Genomic DNA, 20,000 nt, shown 5'->3' with positions numbered 1-20,000 from the left:
CAAACAGAAGCTCGCGGCCGAAGGAATCTTTGATCCGGAACGAAAAAGAAGAATTCCCTCCTTTCCGAAAACTCTCGGAATTGCAACTTCTCCCTCCGGCGCGGCAATAGAAGATATTATCAAAATCGCCCGTTCCCGTTTTCCGGGAATTAACATTCTCATTTCTCCTTGTTTCGTTCAAGGAGACGAAGCCCCGGACTCAATCGCCGCCGCAATCGAGGAACTGAATCATCCCAGTTGGGAGGTCGACGTAATCATAGCAGGTAGAGGAGGAGGCAGTTTCGAAGACCTGATGGCGTTTAACGACGAAAAGGTGGTTCGGGCTTACGCAAATTCCAGAATTCCTATTATCTCCGCGGTGGGCCACCAAACCGACGTTTTATTAACCGACTTTGCGGCAGACCATTCTACTCCGACTCCCACCGCGGCGGCAGAATATGCGATTCCTAAAGAAGAAGATGTGCTTCAATTCTTAACCCAATTGGAAGGAAGATTGAAAACCTCTTTACTTGCAAGAATTTCATCCAGCAAAGACAGACTCAGACTTTTATCCGGAAAGTTTATTTTTAAGGAACCGATGCAACTTCTCAACCAGAGAAACCAAAGATTGGATGAGATTGGAGTGCGTTTGCAAAAGGCTCTATTCAACAAAGTGGGTCTGGCCCGAGTTCGATTGGAGCGATATGAGGATCTTACATCCAAGATGCGGAATATTTTTTTTCACAAAAAACAAAGGGCAGAATTTTGGACTACGAAGGTGGAAGATCTTTCTCCGCCAGCCACAATGAAGCGGGGATATTCGATTCTTAGAAACCAAAAAGGAAAAATCATACGATCTCCGGAAGAAACAAAGCCGGAAGAAGAATTGCAAGTTTTACTTTCGGGTGGAACAATAGAAGTGATCAGAAAAGGAAAATAAGAATGGCGGAAGCAAGATCAAAAATTTCATTTGAAGACGCTCTGGTTGAGCTCGAGCAAATCGCAGAAAAATTGGAACGTCAAGATTTCAGTTTGGAAGAATCTCTCAAGGCATATGAAAGAGGGATGGAACTTAAAAAAATCTGCCGGGGAATTTTGGATTCTGCAGAAGGAAAGATAGAAGCACTTACCAAGGACGAATCGAAAAAGACAAACAAAACCGGTTTTCGGACAGAGTCCAAAACGACATCCCAAACTTCCTCTGATTTAGAAGAAGATCTCTTTTAATTTTTCGGAAAAGTTACGTTGAATTTGTAGTGGCTATGCCAAAGTAACGGTTACATTTTTTTACTCTCGTTAACTTTGTTTTTGTTCATTTTCCTTTTTTGACCTGTAATCCTCTACTCCTAGAAAGTTTCCCTTATTTTCTTAAAAGCTTGGCTCAAAATCAGCTACAATCATTCCATACGTTTCATAATAAAACGTAGGAGTTCCTACGTTTTCGGAATCAGGACTTGTAAAGTCCAATACCTATCCCACTAGCATCTAAAAAAGTTCTCATATTTTTGTGAAATTCAGGCGTCTCTATTAGCACTCGATAAAACTCAGCGTCTCGCTTTTATTAGCGCTCGATAAAACTCAGCGTCTCGCTTTTATTAGCGCTCGATAAAACTCAGCGTCTCGCTTTTATTAGCGCTCGATAAAACTCAGCGTCTCGCTTTTATTAGCGCTCGACGGGTTTGGGACAGACGACAGACTCTAAATTGAACTCGTAGTTAACGTGAGTTCGGCGTAAGAAAATGAGAAAGAATTTTTTAAAAGTATGGGTCCCTCTTTTTAAAATTTGTTCGTAAAATCGCGATTTGTTGTAATTCCACATTTTAAGAATAGATTCACAGCGTTCAAATTCAAACTTTCTACAAAAGACGAATCATGGATTTCTTACACCGAATTTACGTTAGTTAACGTGAGTTCGGCGGTTGAAAGTTTGGGCGAATAGGAAACTAAAGTGTTGGTCTCTAACATAACCAACCCCGCAAATACTTGGATCCGAAGATAAATTTGTCGGAATTCCGACAAACCCTCTGTGAAACGATCGGCCCCACGACGCGACCTAAACACCGACCCATAGGAAGGTGTTTACTGAGTTTAGGAAACGTTGTGCCTGAGTTTCCCCTGATTTTTGGGTGGTAGGCGGAAAGACTCGGGAGATTTTTCTCTATCAGAAAATGATACTTCTTGCAAGTAAAAAGTATCATTCTTGTCGGAACACTTGAAAAATATCAGTTTTTGATCCTTATTATCCCAAAAGCCTTCTTAATCTGTGGGGGTTGGTTACGCCTCTACGGATCGCAACATAATAATCGCTTTCTCATTTGCTTAGGCCGAATTTACGTTAGTTAAATGAAAAAAACAGAGTGGGCTATTTCGCTCGAATTTAGAACATAGAAAAGTTAGGATATTTTACCAAAGGTTTTGTACAAAAATTGAGTTTTTGTTGTTCTATCTTGTTGTGACGGTCTAACAAGAACCGAAAAAGAATTCAAATTGGAAGAAAGGATAGAGAACTGGCTCCCCCTGCTGGGCTCGAACCAGCGACCCAGTGATTAACAGTCACTTGCTCTACCGACTGAGCTAAAGGGGAGTATCCTCGGTAGTGCAACCTATATTTTCAAAAAGGGGCAAGAGCGCAATCTCAATTTGTCTCATTGGAGCATGTTTTTCTAACTTTTCAGAGGAAAAATTTTAAATTTTTAAAAATGAGGGAGCCAAAAAACGCTTTGGATCATTTTTCCTCTTTCTTAGAGTGACATAATCCCTTTTTATGAGTGTTATGGAGTCAAAAAAAAATTATGAAGATAAATCGGCATTTTACCGTCCCCCGAAATGGAGAGTTCCCTACAATTCGATGGGCAAAGCGAAATTCCAAAATTACCAACCCGGACGGATCCAAAGTTTTTGAAGCAAATGATATTCTTGTTCCGGAAGATTGGTCCCAAGTTGCCGTTGATATTTTAGCGCAGAAGTATTTTCGAAGAAAAGGTGTTCCAAAATATCTAAAAAAAGTGCAGGAAGATGGAATTCCGGAGTGGTTGCAAAAATCGGTTCCGGATACGGAAAAATTGGAATCTTTAAAACCGGAAGATCGTTTCGGCGGAGAAACTAGCGCGCTTCAAGTTTTTCACAGACTTGCAGGTTGTTGGACATATTGGGGATACAAATATAAATATTTCTCCGATGAAGAAAGTGCGAAAGCTTTTTATGATGAAATTGTTTCCATGCTTGGCACTCAGATGGCGGCTCCAAATTCTCCACAATGGTTCAATACCGGTTTAAACTGGGCGTATGGAATCGACGGAAAATCTCAAGGCCATTATTATGTGGATCCCTCCACCGGTAAACTTGTAAAATCGACTTCCGCATACGAACATCCCCAACCTCACGCTTGTTTTATACAAAGTGTGGATGACGATCTCGTCAATGACGGCGGGATTATGGATCTTTGGGTACGAGAAGCGCGTCTGTTTAAATATGGTTCCGGGACTGGAACCAATTTCTCTCATTTAAGAGGAGAAAACGAACCTCTTTCCGGAGGTGGAAAAAGTTCCGGTTTGATGAGTTTCTTAAAGATCGGTGACCGCGCCGCTGGTGCGATCAAATCCGGCGGAACGACTCGCCGTGCCGCAAAGATGGTTTGTCTTGATGTGGATCATCCCGATATTGAAAGTTTCATCGACTGGAAAGTGACCGAAGAAAAGAAAGTGGCTTCCCTCGTAACTGGTTCCATACTGAACAGTCGTCATCTTAACGCAATCATGTCCGCTTGTTACGAAATGGAAGGAGAAGATCGTTTCGATCCGAAAAAAAATTCTTCCTTAAAAAAAAACATCCTCGAAGCAAAAAGGGTCCTCATTCCCGATAATTACATCAAACGAGTGATCGACCTTGCCAAACAGGGATATAAGGAAATTCTTTTTGAGGAATTGACCACTGATTGGCAATCTGATGCTTACAACACGGTATCCGGTCAAAATAGCAATAACTCCGTTCGTCTTACGAACGAATTTATGACCGCGGTGGAACAAGACCAACCTTGGAATCTTTACTTTAGAACCGAAAAAGAAAAAGCAAAGTCAGAAGGACGCAAAGCGAAGCCTTCTCAAACTTTAAGAGCCAGAGAGCTCTGGGAAAAAATTTCTTATTCGGCTTGGGCAAGCGCAGATCCTGGAACTCAATACCATACCACCATCAACGAATGGCATACTTGTCCGGAAGACGGTTCAATCAACGCTTCAAATCCATGTTCCGAATATATGTTCTTGGATAACACTGCCTGTAATCTCGCATCCGCAAATTTGCAAAAATTCGTAAACTTGGAAACTCTCAACTTCGATGTGGAAGGTTTTCGTTATCTCTGTAGACTTTGGACTATCATTCTTGAAATTTCTGTGACTATGGCACAGTTTCCTTCCAAGGAAATTGCGGAGCTTTCTTATAAATTCCGTACTTTAGGTCTTGGTTACGCGAATCTAGGTTCCGTTTTGATGATCCTAGGTATTCCTTACGACTCTCAAGAAGCGATGGCAATCACTGGCGCCATTTCTTCTATCATGCACATGACCGCTTATGCGACTTCTGCAGAGATGGCTAAAGAACAAGGTCCATTTACGGGTTATGCGAAAAATAAAAAACATATGCTTCGAGTAATTCGTAATCATAGGAGGGCCGCTTACAATGCTCCTTCTGGGGACTACGAAAGTTTAACTATTACTCCCGTAGGAATCAATCCCGCGTTCTGCCCTTCTTACTTGCTTAAAGCGGCGCAAGAAGACGCAGACTTGGCATTGGAACTAGGAGAAAAACACGGATTTAGAAACGCGCAAGTTACCGTAATTGCTCCTACCGGAACCATCGGACTCGTGATGGATTGCGATACTACGGGGATCGAACCTGATTTCGCCCTTGTGAAATTTAAAAAACTTGCGGGGGGCGGTTATTTCAAAATCATCAATCAATCCGTTCCTTACGGTTTGAAAAAATTAGGTTATTCTACTTCTGAAATTGAAGCGATCGTAAATTATTGCAAAGGGCATGCGACCTTGAACGGAGCTCCTGTAATCAATACACAAACTTTAAAGGAGAAAGGTTTCACAAACGAAATTCTCGAAAAAGTGGAAGCCTCCCTTCCTCTTGCATTTGATATCAACTTTGCATTCAATAAATTTAATTTGGGAGAAAACTTCCTAATCAAAAACTTGGGAATTGCGAGGGAAGTTTTCAACGCCCCAGGCTTTTCTCTTCTGGAACATCTAGGTTTTACTAAAGAGGAGGTCAACAAAGCGAACGACTACGTCTGCGGAACGATGACGGTCGAAAACGCTCCGTTCTTAAAGGAAAAGGATTATCCCGTATTCGACTGTGCCAACAAATGCGGAAAATACGGAAAAAGATTTCTCTCCTACGAGTCTCACATACACATCATGGCGGCGGCTCAACCTTTTATCAGCGGCGCAATCTCTAAAACGATCAACCTTCCGGAAGAAGCGACCATAGAGGATATCAAAAACGCCTATTTCCTCTCTTGGAAAATGATGATCAAAGCAAACGCTCTTTACAGAGACGGATCCAAACTTTCCCAACCTCTCAATTCTGTATTAGAACTTTTGAATGGAATTGAAGTGGATGATCAGGACGAAATCAGGGAAGCGATGATTTCCAAAGATCCAGTTCAGATCGCTGAAAAAGTAATCACAAAATATATTTCCCATAGAAGAAAGCTTCCGAGCCGAAGAGCGGGTTATACTCAAAAAGCAATCGTGGGCGGGCACAAGGTATATCTTAGAACGGGTGAATATGAAGACGGTCAAATCGGTGAGATTTTTATCGATATGCATAAGGAAGGAGCCGCGTTTAGAAGTTTGATGAACGCATTTGCCATTTCAGTTTCCTTGGGATTACAGCACGGTGTTCCTTTGGAAGAATACGTGGATGCGTTTACTTTCTTCAAATTTGAACCGAACGGTATTGTTTCCGGAAATAAACACATCAAGATGAGTACGTCCGTAATCGATTATATCTTCAGAGAATTGGCAATTACCTACCTCGGAAGATATGATCTTGGGCAAGTAGCTCCGGAAGACTTGAGAGGAGACGAAATCGGTTCCAAACGAGCCACCGCTGAATCAAATACCCAAGAAAAGGAAACTATCAATTTCACAACTATAACGGCGGAACCCGTTCCGAAGAAAGAAGTGGAAACAATTTCCTATTCACAAATGATTTCTAAGGAAAAATCTACGACTTCCCTCGCCCTCTTAGAAGAAATTAAACTCGCCAAGATCAAAGGTTATACCGGCGACTCTTGTTCGGAGTGTGGCTCGTTTGAGATGGTGCGTAACGGATCTTGTTTGAAATGTATGTCCTGCGGAGCGACTACCGGATGTTCTTAATCGAATTGCGTAGTTTGTTTTCTTCGCTCAAAAGATTACAAGTATAATCATTCGTTGTATTTGGAGAGGAACAAAATTCTATAAAAGTTTGAGTGATTATGTGGCTCAAGCTTTTATAGGGATAGCGAAGTCTGGAACTCATTTCAAAAGCAACTACTACAACATTCTCGTATCGGAACCTCTGAAAATCGGAATATTATCTGTCTGCGACCGGAGTGAGTTTGCCAACCGCATTCATAAGTGTCGAAATAAATAGCAAACGAATCCGTATTTTCAGGTACCTTGATTCCCGTTAATCAAATATCTTCCGATCGGATTCGCAATTCCTTCTAAGAGTGCGGTCTAAAAGAACAAAGTTGTGTAGACGAGATCGTTTTCCAGTTGGACTGAAGTCCGGTCCAAATTCTGAAATCCCAGATATAAAAAGAATCGGCGAACGTATTACTAAGACTTCCCGCAGAAAAATCGAAAAGCCCCGCATCGTCTGTAGTAATTCTTGTCGAGCTCCGAATTTGAATTTTGCGGACAATTTCGATCCTAGTAACGTATCAAAAAGTCTACTCACCCGATCATCGCAAAAAGTCTAAGGAGTTTCCGGTGGAGATAGCCCGGATAATCCCGGAATTTTCACTTCCGGCTTGTTGACGGTTCCCATAACCGGAATACATTTACTTCCGCTCTGTTTTTCTAAGAGAGTCAACATGTCTTGGATATCCTGTCTTTCCAACGCAAAGTTGCGATCCAGTTCCAGACAAATCCTAAGATTCAACTGAGAAAAGGATATGTTCTCCGATAGACGAATATTTCCCGTGATATCGAAACGTGCAATCGATGTGTCTAATGTAAAATCATTAAAGATGAGATTCCCGCCTTGAATGTTCACTTTTGTAAGAAACTTTTTAATCGTAATATTTTTGAGCTCGCCTAAAAGAGGAATCTCAGGAAGCTCCTGAATCATACCCGAAGAGGACCCGGCCGGAATTTCCAAATCCAACGTGCCGCTCATTCTCGAAAAACCTTGGTCTAAATTATCGAATTTTCCCTGACCTTCAAAGCTACGAATCTTCGCCAAGGGTCCATTTTCGGTGTCAATTTTTAAGGAAATCAGTTTAAATTTTCCGTTGAACTTTTTCTTAATCAAACCGAGTAGGGAAGTCTTCAAAATCGCCTCTTCTGTTTTTATCTTAAAATTGGAAGACGTGGTGATTTCCAGAGTATCCAAAGTTACATTTCCTAAAATCGAAATACTCAAATCCCTAAAATTGACGATAGTTCCCGTTTTAACCGAAGAGGACTGTAAAGAACTACGAACGACCTCGTCTAGAGGGAAAAGCCAAATTGTAAAAATGAGAAACGAAAAAAGACCCGTTCCGATAAGAATCAGTTTCTGTCTGAGCGTAAAACGAGGGGTCGTTTCCTCCTCCTCTTCCTGAAGTTCAAGAGTCAAAAATTCCTCTTCTTCGGGAGTAAGTGCGGTCTCTTCCTGAAATTCTTTGTCTTTTTTCATCGTTTTGCGCTCGCCACTACACGACTATAGGTGGAAAGTTTTAAATTTACGTCATAAACTTCCTTTCCTAAAAACGGCTTTTTAAAATTCAAATACTCCACTCTAGCGTTAATCATCTTGTTCTTTTCTATATCATAGATCAGACGAAAGATATTGTCCAAGGTGACTGATCGGAAATTGATATCGATCGTGATCCGATTGTATTTCTTATCTTCGATCGAATTGGAATCTTTCATCGTAGAAATTTTTTCTTTCAATCCATGTCGTATAAAAATCTCATCCAACTTCGCGTAAACGGCGCTTACGTCTGTCTCCCCTCCGGAAGAATCCAAAGATTTAAAATCGTTAAACTCTTGAATAATCTTATCCAGTTTTACGGGGGCGGTTCTCGAATCTTGAACTCTTTCCGTTAATCCCTGACGAAGAGTTATCACTTTGCGGATCGCCAAAAATACAATTAGTAAAAGAATTGCCCCAATTCCTCCGAGTACGATCAGTCTTTCTCTGGGTTCTAATTTATCAAGCATGGCGATCCTAAAACGATTCCTCCGAAGAAACTGGTTTATTGACGACCTTCATCTTAATGATAAAAGACACTTTATAATTTTTAACGCCTTGCATCAATTTTTTGTCTACAATCTCTATATCTTTAAACATAGGGGACTTTTCCAAAGATCTTTGTACAACTCCTATTTCGCTAAACTCGTTTACTTTTCCTCCGATCTTGACGAGATCTTGATCGTAATCGAACTGATCCAACTGAAACGGTTGCATATCAGAAGAAGGAAAATTTATGGACAATTCGAATAGAATGTCCAGAACACTTGGTTTGCTTAAGTATAATCTGTAAATCTCAGTTTTTTTCTTCTCTTCGTTCTTGAGTTTAGTGGCATATTCTAATATATCTGTGTCTTCGGGGGCGGGTCTGCCAAAACCTTTCTGAAATTTTTCGGCAAGTATCTTGTCGCCTGCACTGAGTTTTCGTTTGTCGACTATGATTCCTACAAAAAAAACCGTGATTAGAATGAACAAAGAAATTCCCGAAAAAATCAAATGCGGTCTAAACTGATCTAAGTTTAGAATGTTCTTATTGATCCGCTTAACATGAGGAGTATCTATAAAATCGACCTTATCTTTTTTCGGAAATCCGAAATGATAACCCATTCCCAAACAAGTCGAGAAGGTATCCCCGTTCAAAGAAAGGAAATCATATCTACGGATGATGAGTCCCAGAGAATCCCCGAAAAAGGATTCGATTCCTCGGATCTTACTTCCCCCGCCCGAAAGATATAAAATTTCCGGTCTTTCAGCCTCGTTCATCGACACGATACTTCTGTTAATTTCGGATGAAAGCTTTTCCGCGAATTTTACGGCACTTTGAAATGCCTTTTTGATATCGCTTGCTTTGAGTTTGAATTCCTTCGCGAACAAATTGAGATCAACCCCTTCTTCCGCAAACGGTTCAAATTGAAGAGAAAATTGTATCGCTTCCGCCTTTTCAAAAGGAATCTTTAAGTCGGACGCAATTTGTTCCGTAAGAGTGTCTCCACCCATGGAGATATATCTGGTATGAGCGACTTTTCCTTCATTCAAAATACTTAAGATGGTAACTCGTCCGCCTATGTCCACTTGGACAGATTTCTTATGAGTGATTTCTTTGTTCGAATGTTCAGAGACAACGGAAGCAAGGCTGACCGAATCCACAAACAAACCTCTAAATATGATATTGCTTCCGAAAAAGGGTGCGGTGATAAAATCCAATTCGCTGTGGTGCGCCGAATACGCAATCACGTTCGATTTTTCCTGATCAATTCTCCATATGTTTCCCGTTACCTCGACGGTTTCCATGGGAAACGGAATTCTGTTTTCCACTTCAAAAGGAATCACTTCCCGAACCGCTTTTACGGTCGTGAGAGGAATAGAAAACTCCCTTACAAAAAGACGACTCAAAGGAAGATTCAAAACGATACTCGTTTCTCCAGGAAAGTAGGAATTGATAAAACGAAGAATATTGTGTTTGTATTCGTCCTCTTCTCCGTGAGAGATACTCATAATCTCGGAACGTAAAATGTTTAACTTACCGAGAACTTTTTGAAACAGTACGCCTTTGATCGCACTCGTTCCATAATCGATTGCAAGAAATTGATCGTAAATAAACATCTGTTTTTTAGTCTTCCATATAATAAAGCATCTGGTTATTGGTCAGATCGAAAATACCCGTGATTCTGCGAATTGTATTCTTTACCTGACCCACTGCTACGATTCGAAAGATTTCTCCCTTGGTTTTCACCCTTCCTCCCGAAACATCGGTTCCTTCTCCTGCGAGTTCCTTGTAAAGCGTCAATCCCCCTGCGGTTGGAATTTGAAATTCCTGAAATTTTTCCAGATCTTTCAGTTCTTTGATAAAACCGCCGCGTTCCAATTTGAATTTAAGAATTCTCATAGCGGCCTGTTTGGTCATAAAATCGGATAAAGACATCAAAACAAAATATGGCGCACCGTTCAAGTTGATTCTATCATCCGAATTTTGTCCGGAAGGAATATATGCGGTCACGTTATTCGCTAAAACGAAATCGTTATCTCCGATCAATGCGCGTTCCTCTTCCGATTGAAACGCTTTGGAATATTTCTGATCAAAGTCTGTCGGCTTTAGAGAACCGTAAACCGTTTCTCTATCGAATCCCTTGACAGAAACGAGTTCCGAAAGAGAATACATAAAGGAATTCTTATTCTTACGAGGGGGTTTTAGAGAGGAGTAATATCCGTCTTCCGCGCCTCCGCCGACTTCCTGAAGATCTGTATCCAACCAGTCGAAGATCGGAAAGAGTTTTTCCCGTTTGATACCGAATTGATCAAAAAGTCTCGAAAGCATTTCTACAGAACGCAGATTCTGTTGATTGTCATCCTGGTTCAAAAGAGAATTCAAATTGATCTTTCCGTCTTCGGAACTGATCTTATAATAAATGGTCCCGCCTCCCAACGGCAAAGGCGGAGGGTTGAGTGCGATTCCGCTTTTGTAGAGATATTCCTCCGGAATTTTTTTAAGTGCGCCGAGCGCCCCCTGGAAACCCGCTTTTGCAAGAAGAAGCGCCCGGAATCCGTCCGCATTCGCTTGAGCGACTCTTAGTTCCCCCAAGGAGAGTTCTCCGAATTCCGTAGCCGTATAAAAGGAAGCGGTACCGATCGCCATCACTAAGATAACGACCATAAAACCTTCCCTGGATTTGCGAATGTTTCGTCGCGGTAAAATCAACAACGACTTGTTTTTATAACCGATTCGTATTTTAAAAACAAACGAAGCGCTTGAAACATTCTTCCGCGTATTCAAAAAAGTAAAAGGAAATTTTCGAATCGAGTTTAATAAAATTTGAATATTATTTAAAAAGAATCCCCGGAAACGCAAGCGTTTCATAACGGACCTCCTTCTTTCCAGAGTTTACGATCAACTCGATTCGGATCAGTCTCGGAATCGACTTGGTAAGCTTCGAATCCCATTCGTCTTCCCATTTCGCTCCGGTTCTGGAATATCTGAGCTGAAAACTTTTTACATAAGTCAACAAAGTATATTCTGTTCCTCCCGATTTCGGATAACGATCCACCATCTCATCTTCTCTGCGTATGAGTAGATTGTAATCGGAATTATCCGGCATCGGTTTTAAGTAGAAAGAGACTTCTCTCACTTCCGGCATGGAAGTCTCTTCCGAATTCGGATGTGTGGCCGCAAAATCCAAACGGTCCTTACGATCGATTCCCCTCCCTTCATTTTTACCGATAAAGATCAGTCTCCTCTGAGTTTGATGGAAGTATGTCATCGAGATCGTACTTCGAATATTCTCAATCGCAAGAAGAATATCCCTTTTTGCCGCCCCTCCGGAAGAAGAAGATTCTCTGGAAATTCTAAGAGAGGTGTAATATGTAGAAAAAATTCCGACAAATATAACGCCCAAAATCATCACCACGATCGAAATTTCGATCAAGGTAAAACCGTTTCGTTTGAAGTGAGCGTTCTTTATTTTCATTTTAAATTCTTAATATTGCGCGGACTTAAACGTTTCCGCAGTATAAGATTCCGTTCCATTCCCAGTGGGATACTTAATCGTAACCTTAATTCTGAAAACTCGGATGATTCCGACAGTAGCCGCCCCCTGATTTGCCTGCCCTGATCTTTTCATGATCAATTTATTCATCTCCGAATCCCGACCACCGAGCAGATCCTCCGGTTTTTTATTTTCTTTTCCGGCAAGTTTCATAAGATCCATCTCTTCCTCATTGATTATCGTTTCAAAACTGTATCCGGGATAACCCGGAATATTTCCAGTGGTTTTATCGGATTGAAGCACAGACACAGAATCGATCTGAGCCATTTTAATTTTAGCGAGATGAACTGCGTTTGAAATTAAAGCGGCCATTCTTTGTTGTCTGATTCCGTTGGAGATAACCATGTAAGTGTATGTCATTGCAATTCCGGCTAACGCAAGAGCAATAGAAACCTCGATCAAATTAAAACCGCTTCGAATCAATTTCGACGAATGTGCGCAATCTCCGATCGAACGAGTTTCGTCGTTACGATGCAAATTCGTTTTGTAGAATCCGAATTGACGTATGATTTTTGCGATCCGGAAGGAAACGGATTTACGGCTGTTGCTGTTCGTTATCATCCTGCTCTTTCCAATTCTTATCGGTCGCCAAATTCGAAGAAGTATGAAACTGCTCTCCTTCCAATACGGAAACTTTCCCTCCATATCGATAAAGGATTAAAGTCCTGTAAATAGAAGGATCGTTTCCTAAATGAACACTATAATCCGCTGAGATTCCGAGATAAGTATAAGGAACTTTGATGATTCCTTTCGTATATCGAAACCCTCGAATATCGGTGATGTCGATAATTTCGGAAGTATAAGGAAGTTTCTGAGGCTTAAAAATTAAGATTTCCTTAAGTCCGCTTTCGTCTCGAACTAATTTTTTGACAGCATACGTGTCATTGTCTATATCCAATTCCAATATCATCGTGGTATTCGTAAGAATGGATTTTTTATAGCAGAATTCGGCCGCTTGTTTTAGAGTTTGCGCCGCATCACTTCCGGAAGGAATAATGAAATTCGCGGCGGTACTTGCGAGAATACTAATTAACCCCGCAAGTATCGCAATAACAACGATTAACTCGATCAGAGTAAATCCTTTCCGGACGTTTTGTAACTTCATAGCCGGAAAGGAAAGATAGGATTATTTTCTGCGGAAGTCGGTCGGATATTCGTCTTCATTAAGGATGTTAAAGTCAGCATTTTTACCCTCTCCGCCTTCTTTTTTATCCTTGCCCATGGTTATGAGTTGAACGTCGCCATTCGCGTCTCTTTTGAGTTTATAAGGAGTTCCCCAAGGATCATTGATCGCTGCCTTTTTGGTCAGTACGGGTTTCCAATCTTCAGGAACATCTCCCGTAGTAGGCTTTTCCACCAAAGCTTCGAGACCTTGTTCGTCGGAAGGATAAGTGCCGTAACGTTGCGCGTATCTTTCAAGATGCGATTGAAGTTCGTAGGCGTCTTTTTTTAGTTTGAGGACCGCGGTATCATCGCTGATTTCACCGGGTTTAAAGTTGGAATAAACAAGAGCAATCAGAGCGCCTAAAATGATCACAACAACGGCGAGTTCGATCAGTGTCAGACCTTTTCTGTACTTTCTTTTTAATTTGGATTGGTTCAATTCAATTCTCCTTAATCTAAAGCTATATATTTTGAAGTTGCTGCGTCAAGTTGTACATTGGGACCATAATGGATGCCATAATCGTTCCGATCAAAAGACCCATAACCACAATCATCAAAGGTTCCATGGATTGTGTCATTGTTTTAATCGCGGTGTCCACTTCGGTATCGTAAATATCCGCGAGTTTATTCATCATTTCCGGAACCCGGTCCGAGACTTCTCCGGCGGCAATCATACCCACCACCATCTGAGGCAGAATTACGGACCCGCTGAATGATGCGGAAAGTTTTTCTCCTTCCTTGATTCTTTCTACCGCGTTTTTAATTTCTTCTCCGAAGATGGAATGATTCACGATTTTTTCCACGATGGTCAATGTAGTAATCAATGGAACACGGTTACTCAAAAGAATTCCGATGTTTCTTGCAAAACTACTCACGAGAACTTTGCGTGCAAGAGAACCCAAAATCGGAATTTTCAACACGAACTCGTCCCAATTTCGTTTTCCTTTAGGAGTGTTTTTGTAATAGATAAAACTCGCAACAGCGCCGAAGCCCAAGGCAAGAAGAAGCCACCAAAATCCGATCAGAATGTCCGAAACTCCGATTACGATTCGAGTGATCAAAGGAAGTTTCGCGTCGAACTGTAGAAACAATTCTTGAATCTGCGGAATAACTACCGTTAATAAAAAGATCGTAACGAAGATGGATAAAGAACCCATGATGAACGGATATACCATCGCTACTTGAACTTTTGCTTTGAGTTCGCTCGATTTTTCTTCGAGTTCGGCAAGTCTAGTCAAAGTGGCTTCGTAATCCCCGGTTTTTTCTCCAACCGCGACCAGAGACGGAAATTGACTGGGAAACACATCGGGATGTTTTTTCATCGCTTCCGATAGGGAAGCACCTTCCGTGATATTTGCCTGCATTCCGGTAAGAACTTTTCTAAAGTTTTGGTTTTCCGTTTGTTCTACGATGCTGGAAAGAGATTTATCCAGAGGAATTCCGGCGCCGAGTAACGTTGCGAGTTGCCTAGAAAAAAGTCCTACTTCTTTGCGGGGAATTCTATAAAAGTATTTCGCTAAAAAAGGAAAGAGTTCCCTGTCTTTTTTTTCGGAGTCTTCGGAGATGTTGCGAACATAAAGACCCTTATTCTTTAACTTGGATCTGGCGGCTTGAAGAGAAGCGGCGTCTATAATCCCCTTCTCTTCTTTTCCTTTTTTATTAAATGCAACGTAAGAATAAATTGCCATGACGTTAGGTCACCCTGAGGACTTCGTCGATCGTTGTAACTCCGTCGATTACCTTTTTGACTCCGTAATCCTTTAAAGTCTGAAAGTTATGTTCCAGCGCGATCTCGTTCAATTGTCCCGCGTCCTTGCCTTGTAGGATCGCATGTTTGATATGAGAATTCACCAACAAAAGTTCGTAGATTCCCGTTCTTCCCTTAAAACCGGTTCCCATACAATGAGAACAACCCTTACCTCTGTGTAAGCTTCCGTTCTTTAAAGCCTTTCTAGAAATTCCAATCGATTCCAATTCCGAAGCGGTCGGTTTATACGTTTCCTTACACTGAGCGCAGATAACGCGCACAAGTCTCTGAGCCATAAAACCCAAAACCGTGGAAGTGATCAGGTACGGTTCGATTCCCATATCGATCAAACGGGTAGCCGCACTCGCCGCGTCATTCGTATGCAACGTGGAAAACACAAGGTGACCCGTAAGAGAAGCCTGGATCGCGATCCTCGCGGTTTCCTCGTCTCGAATCTCCCCCACCATAATCACATCCGGGTCTTGTCGTAAGATCGCTCTGAGTCCGGTAGCAAACGTAAGACCGATTTTCTCCTGCATTTGCATCTGAGAAATTCCTTCGATCTGATACTCCACGGGGTCTTCGCAAGTGATGATGTTTCTTTCTTCTGTGTTCAGCTCGCTGAGCGCCGAATAGAGCGTGGTGGATTTTCCCGATCCGGTCGGTCCCGTAACGAGAACGATTCCATGAGGTTCATAGATCAAAGAACGAAGCGATTTGATGAGGTCGGGATAAAAACCCATCGTATCCAAAGAATACTTTTGATCCGTTTTATTCAAAAGCCTCATAACGATTCTTTCTCCGAACTGACAGGGAATCGTAGAAACCCGGATATCGATGTCCTTTCCAGCAAGTCTGAGTTTAATTCTCCCGTCTTGAGGAAGCCGATTCTCCGCGATATTCAGATTCGACATGATCTTGATCCTGGAAGAAATTCCGGCGTGATAGGATTTGGGAGGACTGAGAACGTTATGCAAAATACCATCCACTCTGTAACGAACCACGAGCGACTTTTCGTAGGGTTCGATATGAATATCCGAAGCTCTTTCGTTGACGGCCTGCGAAAGAATCACATTCACCATCTTGATGATGGGGGCGTCGTCACTTAAGTCGAGAGTTTCGTTTTCGAAAGCTTCCGCAAGTTCTGAAAAACTTCCCTCCATCTCATTGAGCATTTCTTTTGCTGAGGAAGAGGTGGTATCGAACTGAGAATGAATGATTCTCATGATCTCCGGCTCGGGGGCAAGAACGAATTCTACGTTATAACCTTTTAAGAAATTCCGTACGTCGTCCATCGGATGCAGATCGGACGGATCGGACACGGCGACTCGAATCGTCTTTTTAGAAAGTTGAAATGGAACAATCCTACTTCTTTGAAGAAGTTTCAGCGGAATTTGTAAGAATACGTCTTCCATTCCGGTAAACTCGAGTTTTTCCCTGAATTCAAGCCGATAGAGTTTGGACAGGGCGCGAAGAATATCGGTTTCTCCGGCGATTCCTTTTTTCTGAATGATATGACTGAGCGGGAGATTATTTTTCTTCTGAACCTTAAGGGAATCTTCCAGGTCTTTTTCGGATATGATTCCCTCTTCGATTAGGATATCCCCGAGAGTTTTCAAGTTTTAATCCTCTTTTTCAAAGAAATCAAAGAAAGATTTGATTTCTCTTTCTTTATTGAGGGTTCTTTCTCTTTCGAGCTCGTATTGTTCCTGTTGCATCTTTTTCTTCACGGTCATTTTATCCGCAGTTTCTCTACTGTCTAGTATATGCGGAGTGATAAAGACCATCAAGTTCGTCTTTTTGATTTTTTCGGTGGTCCTTTTGAAAAGATGACCTAAATACGGAATATCCCCAAGCAAAGGAATTTTAATAATCCTTTTTTGCTTATCATTTGAGATAAGCCCCCCGATCACGATAGACTGAGTGTTCTCGATGGAAATGGAAGTTTTGATTTCGCGACGATTGAAAGTCGGATTTCCTCCGGAAAGGGCGATCTCGGCGATATTCTTGATTTCCTGAAATAGCTCAAGAGTAATCCTATTATTTTTGTTCACATGCGGAGTAAATTTGAGTTTGATACCTGTCGGACGATATTCGTAGTTGTCCACCGTCACCGCATTGGTTCCGCCGGTACCGGCATTCCTACTCTGAGTTCTAACCGGAACATCCTGACCGACACTGATCTCCGCTTCTTGATTGTCCACTGTGAGTACTTGAGGAGCGGACAATACGTTGAAATTTTCATTTCCTTGGTTAGCGCTTAAAATTCCGATGATCTGCTCCGAACCTGCTTTTAAGAACCCCAAAGAGAAACCGCTGAGAGTGTTGACATTCGGATTGATCTGCCCGTTTGAATTGATGATATTCGCCTCTTTAGAAAGACCCGAGTTGAATTGACCGAACGCTTCTCCCTTATATCTCCAATCGATCCCGAAATCGTTCAAATCGCTAGAAGTAAGTTCCACAATCAGTACTTCTAGGAGAACCTGTTTCCGAGCGGAATCCAAAACTTTGATGATCTTTCGAATCTCGGCCCACTCGGCATTGGTTGCGGTTACAATGACGGAATTCGATTCTTTATGACCTACTGCCTTAATTTTCTCCACTTTCATCGGTATCTGCCCCGGAACTTTTTTCTCAGGGCTCAATTCTTCGGATTGAACGACAGGATTATCCAATTTAACGAGAGTGGCCGCGATCTTTTCGGCCTCACTGTGTTCCAGAGTATAAATGTGCACATCACCGGCGGACGCGATCGCCCCCGGACTTGCCTCTTCCAATTTCAGATCGAGTTCATTTATCAAAACCAACAATTTATTGATGTCCGCAGCAGAACCAGAAAGAACGATTGTGTTCGTATTTCTATAAACGATTACATCCGTATTCGGAGAAGTCAGACGTTTGAGAATAGGTTCTAGTTCTTCCGGTTTTGTATTTTCAATAGGAATAATCTGAGTGATCGTTCTGTAATCGCCGACTTCCGTTTCCGGAATTAACTCCTTTCCGACTCGGACCACGGGAGATCTTGCAAGCGCATCTTTAATCTTGACAATCGAAATCAAATCCGGTTCTTCCACCACGCCAAAACCAAGCGATTCTAAAACCGATTTCATAAAGATGAATGCGTTTTTAATCGGGATTTCTTTTTGAGAAATGATCGTAATCTTTTTACCTTTTAAACTCTCATCTAAAAGAATGTTTTTCTTTAAGATAGCGCTCATCCCTTTGAGAAAATCGTTTAACTCGGTGTCTCTCCAGTTTGCATAAAAGCTCTTTTCCGTCGGCTCTTCCGGAGCGGTCGCCGATCTTGTCTTAACGGAGGATTTTTTCTTGCTCTGAGGGAATACTGGTTTGTCCCACACTAAAAACAAAAGTATGAGAATGGAGAATATTCTAAAGATTGAAAATTGACTGATTGTTCCGTACATCTTTTTAATTTCTGATAATAAATTCGTAGGTGAGAATCTGACTACCTCTTTCTACATCTACCGTAATCTTATCGGCAGTTTTTACGGCTCCCCAGATTTCTAACATTTTTTCAGTTTCGGTTAATGGCATTCCATTTACTCGTTTGATGATATCTCCGTTTCTAGCCCCTAAGGCATAAAAGATGTGATCTGGCGTTACACTGTAGATTTTATAACCGGTGATCTTTCCATTGATCAATGCAGGACCGAATCTTGCATTCTTAAAGATCGCTGCCTGATCCTTCAGCTTACGATTTACGTCCTGTCTAGAAAGAACCTTTCGAACCGTATTTCCGGCAGGAAGTTGTTCGCCCTCCGCTTTCGTATTGGCATCCAGACTTAGTTTAGCTCTTGCTTCTCCCGGGGTTTGACCGATCTCAACTTTGAGAGTGACTCCTCCCTTTTCCAAAACGACGTAGTTGAGCGCAATCGAACGAATCTTATATCCACTGACAGTCTCACCAATTCCAAACTCCTGGGATTCGGCTTTCCCTTTTTCCACGATCGTAACCCGAGCAAAGGACCAGTGCCCGCTCAAGGTACCGGTGACTTTCATATCCTCTCCTTCTCCCGTGTCCGGGGGAGCGACGGACATTTCGCCTTCTACGGGAACTTCCCCTTCTTTAGGGATGACTCCTCGGATTAAATTTCCTTGGACCATTTCTTCATAAGAAGAAAGGGCTCGATTGACGGTTTCCGAACCCATTTTACGAATCGGACTTACGTTAGAATTTGCCGCTTGAACGCTTGGATTTAAAAAAGCGAGAATAACGGCCCTCAGAAGATAGGAAAGAGAATAAGAAAAGAATAAAATTACGGGAATAAGCGTATAGAAAGTGTTCTTCCTGAGTTCTAAAAAAATCGCGTTCATAGGAATTCGGTTAGCAAATTTCTTTCAAGAAATTGGAATACTTACAATTTCTATTTGGACTACAATCTGGCAAATTTACCCGGATCTAAAGGTGTAACAATTTTCAACGCCTTTTTCAAAGCAGTCTCAGGGTTTACCCTAGTTCCGTTCAAAAAGACTTCAAAATGAAGATGAGGCCCCGTAGCCGATCCGGTTCTGCCAATTGCACCTATGACCGTGCCAGTGCTGACTTTCGTTCCCTGATCAATCGTAATTTTCGAACAATGAGCATACATTGTTTTATAGCCGTTTTCGTGCTCAATGATAACCGTGTTCCCATAACCTCCGTTAACTCCGGCAAAAGATACGACTCCGTCTGCAACTGCAAGAATGGGAGCGCCTTGCGCGCCTGCAAAATCCAAACCGGTATGAAAGCCGCGAAAACCGGTGTGAAACGGATCTTTTCTTCTTCCGTAACGAGAAGTTATCTTCGCGTTCAAAACCGGATGTACAAATAATCTGCGAAATTCCACTTTTTCGCGGCTTGCATTACGCACTTGAACCGGAATAGAAATATTCTGTCCGACTTGAAGCGTAGTGTTCTTTTTCAGACCGTTTGTAGAGATAATTTTTTGAACCGAAGTTTTCATATTTCTTGCGATTTTGGAAAGAGAATCTTTCGGTTTTACAACATAATTTTTATAGATGATCCCACTATGACTTATGATTCTGGAGGAAATGATTTTATTGACGTTGATAAAACTCGGAAGTTCTAAATTGGATTTGTCTTTATGATAATT

General features: G+C 41.7%; 16 protein-coding genes, 1 tRNA gene and 1 pseudogene (2 of these 18 running past the window's edge). 3 read left to right on the top strand and 15 right to left on the bottom strand.

Annotation, left to right across the window (positions count from 1 at the left end):
- Positions 1-919, top strand: partial view of an exodeoxyribonuclease VII large subunit gene (gene xseA, locus FHG67_RS11645; RefSeq protein ID WP_004498469.1) — the 3' portion only. The gene continues 350 nt to the left of window position 1, outside the view; only the last 919 of its 1,269 coding nucleotides appear in the window; its start codon lies beyond the left edge, outside the window; its stop codon occupies positions 917-919.
- Positions 920-921: 2 nt separating this feature from the next.
- A complete protein-coding gene (locus FHG67_RS11640; RefSeq protein WP_004496197.1) occupies positions 922-1,206 on the top strand; it encodes an exodeoxyribonuclease VII small subunit in 285 nt (94 codons plus the stop codon).
- Between the two features lie 1,281 nt (positions 1,207-2,487).
- Here FHG67_RS11640 and FHG67_RS11630 read toward each other — a convergent pair.
- A tRNA-Asn gene (locus tag FHG67_RS11630) sits at positions 2,488-2,563 on the bottom strand.
- A 208-nt stretch (positions 2,564-2,771) separates the two neighbouring features.
- Here FHG67_RS11630 and FHG67_RS11625 point away from each other — a divergent pair.
- On the top strand, positions 2,772-6,368 hold the full coding sequence (locus FHG67_RS11625) for a vitamin B12-dependent ribonucleotide reductase (protein WP_004498440.1): 3,597 nt from the start codon (positions 2,772-2,774) through the stop codon (positions 6,366-6,368).
- Positions 6,369-6,715: 347 nt separating this feature from the next.
- On the opposite strand, the pseudogene FHG67_RS11620 reads toward FHG67_RS11625, so the two are convergent.
- From FHG67_RS11620 to FHG67_RS11555, 14 genes and pseudogenes are all read right to left on the bottom strand, one after another.
- A pseudogene (locus tag FHG67_RS11620) lies at positions 6,716-6,859 on the bottom strand (hypothetical protein); the annotation flags it as partial.
- Positions 6,860-6,951: 92 nt separating this feature from the next.
- Positions 6,952-7,875, bottom strand: coding sequence for a type II secretion system protein GspN (gspN, locus tag FHG67_RS11615; RefSeq protein WP_004498420.1), 924 nt, complete (start codon positions 7,873-7,875; stop codon positions 6,952-6,954).
- Complete coding sequence (locus FHG67_RS11610) at positions 7,872-8,402, bottom strand: hypothetical protein (protein ID WP_002634390.1); 531 nt, start codon at positions 8,400-8,402, stop codon at positions 7,872-7,874. Before FHG67_RS11610 ends, gspN begins: the two co-directional genes overlap by 4 nt.
- A gap of 7 nt (positions 8,403-8,409) precedes the next feature.
- Positions 8,410-10,035, bottom strand: a complete 1,626-nt coding sequence (locus FHG67_RS11605; protein WP_004498433.1) for a cell division FtsA domain-containing protein — start codon at positions 10,033-10,035, stop codon at positions 8,410-8,412.
- Between the two features lie 7 nt (positions 10,036-10,042).
- Positions 10,043-11,287, bottom strand: coding sequence for a type II secretion system minor pseudopilin (locus FHG67_RS11600; protein WP_004496114.1), 1,245 nt, complete (start codon positions 11,285-11,287; stop codon positions 10,043-10,045).
- Positions 11,250-11,894, bottom strand: a complete 645-nt coding sequence (locus FHG67_RS11595; protein ID WP_002634434.1) for a type II secretion system protein GspJ — start codon at positions 11,892-11,894, stop codon at positions 11,250-11,252. Before FHG67_RS11595 ends, FHG67_RS11600 begins: the two co-directional genes overlap by 38 nt.
- Positions 11,895-11,903: 9 nt before the next feature.
- Positions 11,904-12,533, bottom strand: coding sequence for a type II secretion system protein (locus FHG67_RS11590; RefSeq protein ID WP_002634440.1), 630 nt, complete (start codon positions 12,531-12,533; stop codon positions 11,904-11,906).
- A complete protein-coding gene (locus FHG67_RS11585) occupies positions 12,508-13,077 on the bottom strand; it encodes a pilus assembly FimT family protein (RefSeq protein ID WP_002634413.1) in 570 nt (189 codons plus the stop codon). The genes FHG67_RS11590 and FHG67_RS11585 overlap by 26 nt, the downstream gene beginning before the upstream one ends.
- A gap of 21 nt (positions 13,078-13,098) precedes the next feature.
- Positions 13,099-13,575, bottom strand: coding sequence for a type II secretion system major pseudopilin GspG (gene gspG / locus FHG67_RS11580; RefSeq protein WP_004498453.1), 477 nt, complete (start codon positions 13,573-13,575; stop codon positions 13,099-13,101).
- Between the two features lie 22 nt (positions 13,576-13,597).
- Positions 13,598-14,824, bottom strand: coding sequence for a type II secretion system F family protein (locus FHG67_RS11575; RefSeq protein ID WP_004496133.1), 1,227 nt, complete (start codon positions 14,822-14,824; stop codon positions 13,598-13,600).
- A gap of 4 nt (positions 14,825-14,828) precedes the next feature.
- Positions 14,829-16,502, bottom strand: coding sequence for a type II secretion system ATPase GspE (gspE, locus tag FHG67_RS11570; RefSeq protein WP_004498476.1), 1,674 nt, complete (start codon positions 16,500-16,502; stop codon positions 14,829-14,831).
- Positions 16,503-16,505: 3 nt separating this feature from the next.
- On the bottom strand, positions 16,506-18,311 hold the full coding sequence (gene gspD, locus FHG67_RS11565) for a type II secretion system secretin GspD (RefSeq protein ID WP_004498442.1): 1,806 nt from the start codon (positions 18,309-18,311) through the stop codon (positions 16,506-16,508).
- A 4-nt stretch (positions 18,312-18,315) separates the two neighbouring features.
- Complete coding sequence (locus tag FHG67_RS11560; RefSeq protein ID WP_002624267.1) at positions 18,316-19,221, bottom strand: hypothetical protein; 906 nt, start codon at positions 19,219-19,221, stop codon at positions 18,316-18,318.
- 59 nt (positions 19,222-19,280) lie between these two features.
- Positions 19,281-20,000 carry the 3' portion of a LysM peptidoglycan-binding domain-containing M23 family metallopeptidase gene (locus FHG67_RS11555; RefSeq protein ID WP_004496099.1) on the bottom strand. The gene runs 288 nt beyond the window's last position, so 720 of the gene's 1,008 nt are visible here — the last part of the coding sequence; the start codon falls outside the window, past its right edge — the gene reads right to left on this strand; it ends in the stop codon at positions 19,281-19,283.

Source organism: Leptospira weilii, from assembly GCF_006874765.1.
Classification (GTDB): domain Bacteria; phylum Spirochaetota; class Leptospiria; order Leptospirales; family Leptospiraceae; genus Leptospira; species Leptospira weilii.
This window is presented reverse-complemented; position numbering and strand designations above follow the sequence as displayed.

Coding starts and splice junctions, on each gene's coding strand:
- gspD (WP_004498442.1), bottom strand. CDS start 18,311: ATGTACGGAACAATCAGTCAATTTTCAATCTTTAGAATATTCTCCATT.
- FHG67_RS11590 (WP_002634440.1), bottom strand. CDS start 12,533: ATGATAACGAACAGCAACAGCCGTAAATCCGTTTCCTTCCGGATCGCA.
- FHG67_RS11610 (WP_002634390.1), bottom strand. CDS start 8,402: ATGCTTGATAAATTAGAACCCAGAGAAAGACTGATCGTACTCGGAGGA.
- FHG67_RS11560 (WP_002624267.1), bottom strand. CDS start 19,221: ATGAACGCGATTTTTTTAGAACTCAGGAAGAACACTTTCTATACGCTT.
- FHG67_RS11595 (WP_002634434.1), bottom strand. CDS start 11,894: ATGAAAATAAAGAACGCTCACTTCAAACGAAACGGTTTTACCTTGATC.
- FHG67_RS11625 (WP_004498440.1), top strand. CDS start 2,772: ATGAAGATAAATCGGCATTTTACCGTCCCCCGAAATGGAGAGTTCCCT.
- FHG67_RS11600 (WP_004496114.1), bottom strand. CDS start 11,287: ATGAAACGCTTGCGTTTCCGGGGATTCTTTTTAAATAATATTCAAATT.
- FHG67_RS11575 (WP_004496133.1), bottom strand. CDS start 14,824: ATGGCAATTTATTCTTACGTTGCATTTAATAAAAAAGGAAAAGAAGAG.
- FHG67_RS11585 (WP_002634413.1), bottom strand. CDS start 13,077: ATGAAGTTACAAAACGTCCGGAAAGGATTTACTCTGATCGAGTTAATC.
- gspN (WP_004498420.1), bottom strand. CDS start 7,875: ATGAAAAAAGACAAAGAATTTCAGGAAGAGACCGCACTTACTCCCGAA.
- FHG67_RS11640 (WP_004496197.1), top strand. CDS start 922: ATGGCGGAAGCAAGATCAAAAATTTCATTTGAAGACGCTCTGGTTGAG.
- FHG67_RS11605 (WP_004498433.1), bottom strand. CDS start 10,035: ATGTTTATTTACGATCAATTTCTTGCAATCGATTATGGAACGAGTGCG.